The following is a 3,969-nucleotide window of genomic DNA, read 5'->3' as shown; positions in this document are numbered from 1 at the left end:
TCCTCAAAGACGGCTTCCTGCATGACGGCAGCTACTCCAGCTTCCGCGGGCGCCACCACGGCCGGCCCATCAACACCTCGCTGGTCCACCCCGAGGCCCTGGTGGTGTGCAGCCAGAACCACGACCAGATCGGCAACCGCGCCATCGGTGACAGGCTCTCGCAGTCCCTGCCGTACGGCCCGCTGGCTGTCACCGCCGTGCTGACCCTGACATCGCCGTTCACGCCCATGCTGTTCATGGGTGAGGAATTCGGTGCCTCCACACCGTGGCAGTTCTTCACCTCGCACCCGGAACCCGAGCTGGGCAAGGCGACGGCGGAGGGCAGGATCCGCGAGTTCGAACGGATGGGGTGGGATCCCGCCGTCGTCCCCGATCCGCAGGACCCGGAAACCTTCCGGCGCTCCAAACTGAACTGGGACGAGTCCACCACCGGTGACCACGCCCGGCTCCTGTCGCTGTACCGCTCATTGACCGCTTTGCGGCGCACCTACCCGGACTTGGCGGGCCTCGGATTTGCGGACACTGATGTAACGTTCGACGACGACGCCGGCTGGCTGCGGTTCCGGCGCGGATCGGTGGAGGTGCTGCTGAACTTCTCCGTTGGGAAGGCCGTTTTCGGCAATGCCGGGGGAGCGGTGCTGCTCTCCACCGAGGATGTTGAGCCCGCTGACGGGGCGTCCCTGACGCTGGCGCCGCGGAGTGCAGCGGTCATCAGCGCCCGCTGAAAGGGTCCATACGCCGCGGGCTGATTGTCAGCCCGCGGCGTAACACGGGGTGAGGACCGTGTTGGCTGCATCACAGCTGGCAGGATGGAACGTATGACTTTTTCAGCCGCGGACAACCGCTATGACTCCATGCCCTACCGCCGCGTCGGCCGCAGCGGACTGAAGCTCCCTGCCATTTCCCTTGGCCTGTGGCACAACTTCGGTGACGACAAGCCGTTCGAAGTACAGCGGGCCATCCTGCGCCGCGCCTTCGATCTGGGCGTCACGCACTTCGACCTCGCCAACAACTACGGCCCGCCCTACGGCGCCGCAGAAACCAACTTCGGCCGCCACTTCAAGGACGACTTCAGGCCATACCGCGACGAACTCATCATCTCCAGCAAGGCCGGCTACGACATGTGGCCAGGGCCGTACGGGAACTTCGGCTCCCGCAAGTACCTGCTGGCCAGCCTGGACCAGTCGCTGGCGCGGATGGGCCTGGACTACGTGGACATCTTCTACAGCCACCGCCCGGACCCGGAAACCCCCATGGAAGAGACCATGGGCGCCTTGGACCAGGCCGTGCGTTCGGGCCGGGCACTCTACGCAGGCATCTCGTCCTACACTCCCGAGCAGACCCTGGAAGCGGCCCGGATCCTGAAGGAACTGGGTACGCCGCTGCTGATCCACCAGCCCAGCTATTCAATGCTGAACCGCTGGACCGAGAACGGCACGCCCAACCTCTACGAAGCCCTGGACCAGGTGGGCGCAGGCTCCATCGCCTTCTCCCCGCTGGCTCAGGGAATGCTCACGGACCGCTACATCAATGGCGTGCCGTCCGATTCGCGGGCAGCCCAGAACAAATCCCTGGACGAAGGCCTGATCGCCGGCGAGAACCTCGAAAGGGTCCGCGGACTCCACAAGATTGCCGAAGGCCGTGGACAGACCCTCGCTCAGATGGCCGTAGCCTGGATTCTCCGTGAGCAAAGCAAGGGCTCATCGGTGACCTCCGCACTGGTTGGCGCGTCCAGCGTGCGTCAGCTGGAAGACACCCTGACCGCTGTCAAAAACCTCGACTTCACGCCCGGGGAACTGCACGCCATCGACGAATTCGCGGTTGAATCGGACATCAACCTCTGGAAGCAGAAGTAGCCAGCGAGTCACACAAGGGCGCAGGGGCCGGGAACATTCCCGGCCCCTGCGCAGTTGGGTAAGATGAAAAGGCGCCGAATGGCGCTCTGCCTGCCGTCCGCCGTCGTACTTTCCAGTACGCCTTGCCGGGATGGCTGAAGTTGTCTTCAAAGGAGTTCCGTGTCTTCAAATCCGATTCGTGTTGCAATCGTTGGTGTGGGTAACTGCGCCGCCTCGCTGGTCCAGGGTGTGCAGTACTACCGTGACGCCGATCCCCAGGCCACGATCCCCGGCCTGATGCACGTGGAGTTCGGCAAGTACCACGTCAACGATGTCCAGTTCGTTGCCGCGTTCGACGTTGATGGCAAGAAGGTCGGCGTTGACCTCGCAGATGCCATCCTCGCCAGCGAAAACAACACCATCAAGATCGCCGAAGTACCGCCCACCGGTGTCACCGTACAGCGCGGCCACACCCTGGACGGACTCGGCAAGTACTACCTCGAGACCATCGAGCAGTCCACCGAAGAGCCCGTTGACGTTGTCGCCGCCCTCCGCGAAGCGAAGGTCGACGTCATGGTCTGCTACCTGCCCGTTGGCTCGCAGGAAGCCGCCGAGTTCTACGCCCAGGCAGCGATCGACGCCGGCGTGGCCTTCGTCAACGCGCTTCCCGTGTTCCTCGCCGGCACCAAGACCTGGGCCGACAAGTTCACTGCCGCCGGTGTCCCGATCGTAGGCGACGACATCAAGTCCCAGATCGGTGCCACCATCACGCACCGCGTCATGGCCAAGCTTTTCGAAGACCGCGGTGTCACCCTGGACCGCACGTACCAGCTGAACGTCGGCGGCAACATGGACTTCAAGAACATGCTGGAGCGCGACCGCCTCGAGTCCAAGAAGATCTCCAAGACCCAGGCTGTCACCTCCAACGTCGAGGCCGAGATTGCGCCCCGCGACGTCCACATTGGCCCGTCTGACTACGTGCAGTGGCTGGATGACCGCAAGTGGGCCTTCGTCCGCCTCGAAGGCCGCAACTTCGGTGATGCGCCCGTGTCGCTCGAGTACAAGCTGGAGGTCTGGGACTCACCCAACTCCGCCGGTGTGATCATCGATGCCATCCGCGCCGCCAAGATCGGCCTGGACCGCGGCATCGGCGGCCCGCTGCTCTCCGCCTCAAGCTACTTCATGAAGTCGCCGCCGGAGCAGTTCAACGACGACCTCGCCCGTGAAAAGGTCGAAGCCTTCATCCGCGGCGACCTGGAGCGCTAACCCCCTTTTCCTCCCTCGTTGCTCTATCAGTTGTGGTCCCCAAACGTCGGGTTTAGGAACCACAACTGATAGGGCAACAGGCATTTAAGGGGACCGGAGAGCCAGGCGGACCTGGTTGACCGCGCGTCGGAAGTCCTGGGCGAGGTCGTCCCCATTGAACTTGAAATATCTCCAGCCGGCAGCATTGAAGTGTTCGTCGCGGCGATTGTCACGTGACTGCTGCTCTCGCGAGAGATGATGACCGCCGTCGTACTGGATGGCGATTCGCTCGTCCCTATATCCCAAGTCCGCGGCCGGCGAGTTCTGGTCAGTGTCCGTTATCCGCAGCTGCAACTCGGGCTCGGGCAGGCCGGCTGCGGTCAAGGCCAGCCTCAGGAAGGTTTCGGGCGCAGAATCTGCACCGGGACGGAGGAGCTCTGCTGCCTCCCTGGCCTTGACGATTCCTTTGAGCTTTGGGTGCTTGCTGACCATGTGGCGAAGCTGGGGAAGTGTTGACCACGGCTCCACGCGGGCTTCCAGTCCGGGCCGGGGCTGGCGGATGAGCTGGTCGCCCACAGCCACCAGGTCCTCCAGAGGGATCAGGCCTGCGAGGTCGAGCCAGGTCCTGGCGGGCGTGGAAATCCGCATCCCATCCAGCGTCATGATCTCCGTTTCAAAAGCCAGCACAGTGTGGCCGACCACCCCGTGACGCCGCACCGGGGGTAGGTTCCGGGGTTTGCTCAAATGGAGTTCATGGCTGTCGCGAAACCAGGTTGGCAACCAGAGTCCCAGCACGACGGCGGCAGTTACGTGCGAGATCCAGGCGCCAGGGGTAGCGGCGGAGAGAGCCCGGGCGAGTTCCCGGACCTCAAAATCCCAACCCCTGGGC

At 63.8% G+C, this 3,969-nt stretch carries 4 protein-coding genes; 3 read left to right on the top strand and 1 reads right to left on the bottom strand.

Annotated features, from left to right (window positions below; all coding sequences use genetic code 11):
• The 3 genes from DBR22_RS00085 to DBR22_RS00075 form a co-directional block, all read left to right on the top strand.
• Window positions 1-725, top strand: a 725-nt coding sequence (locus tag DBR22_RS00085; RefSeq protein WP_146187314.1) for a DUF3459 domain-containing protein, incomplete at its 5' end; no start/stop codon positions are given.
• A 93-nt stretch (window positions 726-818) separates the two neighbouring features.
• Window positions 819-1,856: an L-glyceraldehyde 3-phosphate reductase gene (gene mgrA, locus DBR22_RS00080; RefSeq protein WP_108597211.1), complete on the top strand. Its 1,038-nt coding sequence runs from the start codon at window positions 819-821 to the stop codon at window positions 1,854-1,856.
• A gap of 159 nt (window positions 1,857-2,015) precedes the next feature.
• Entirely contained in the window at window positions 2,016-3,101 is a 1,086-nt protein-coding gene (locus tag DBR22_RS00075) for an inositol-3-phosphate synthase (protein ID WP_108597210.1), read from the top strand.
• An 84-nt stretch (window positions 3,102-3,185) separates the two neighbouring features.
• Here DBR22_RS00075 and DBR22_RS00070 read toward each other — a convergent pair.
• On the bottom strand, window positions 3,186-3,969 hold a 784-nt coding region (locus DBR22_RS00070; RefSeq protein ID WP_108597209.1), incomplete at its 5' end, for a DUF559 domain-containing protein.

Origin of the sequence: Arthrobacter sp. HMWF013 (assembly GCF_003061105.1) — a bacterium.
Taxonomy (GTDB): domain Bacteria; phylum Actinomycetota; class Actinomycetes; order Actinomycetales; family Micrococcaceae; genus Arthrobacter.
This window is presented reverse-complemented; position numbering and strand designations above follow the sequence as displayed.

Coding starts and splice junctions, on each gene's coding strand:
- mgrA (WP_108597211.1), top strand. CDS start 819: ATGACTTTTTCAGCCGCGGACAACCGCTATGACTCCATGCCCTACCGC.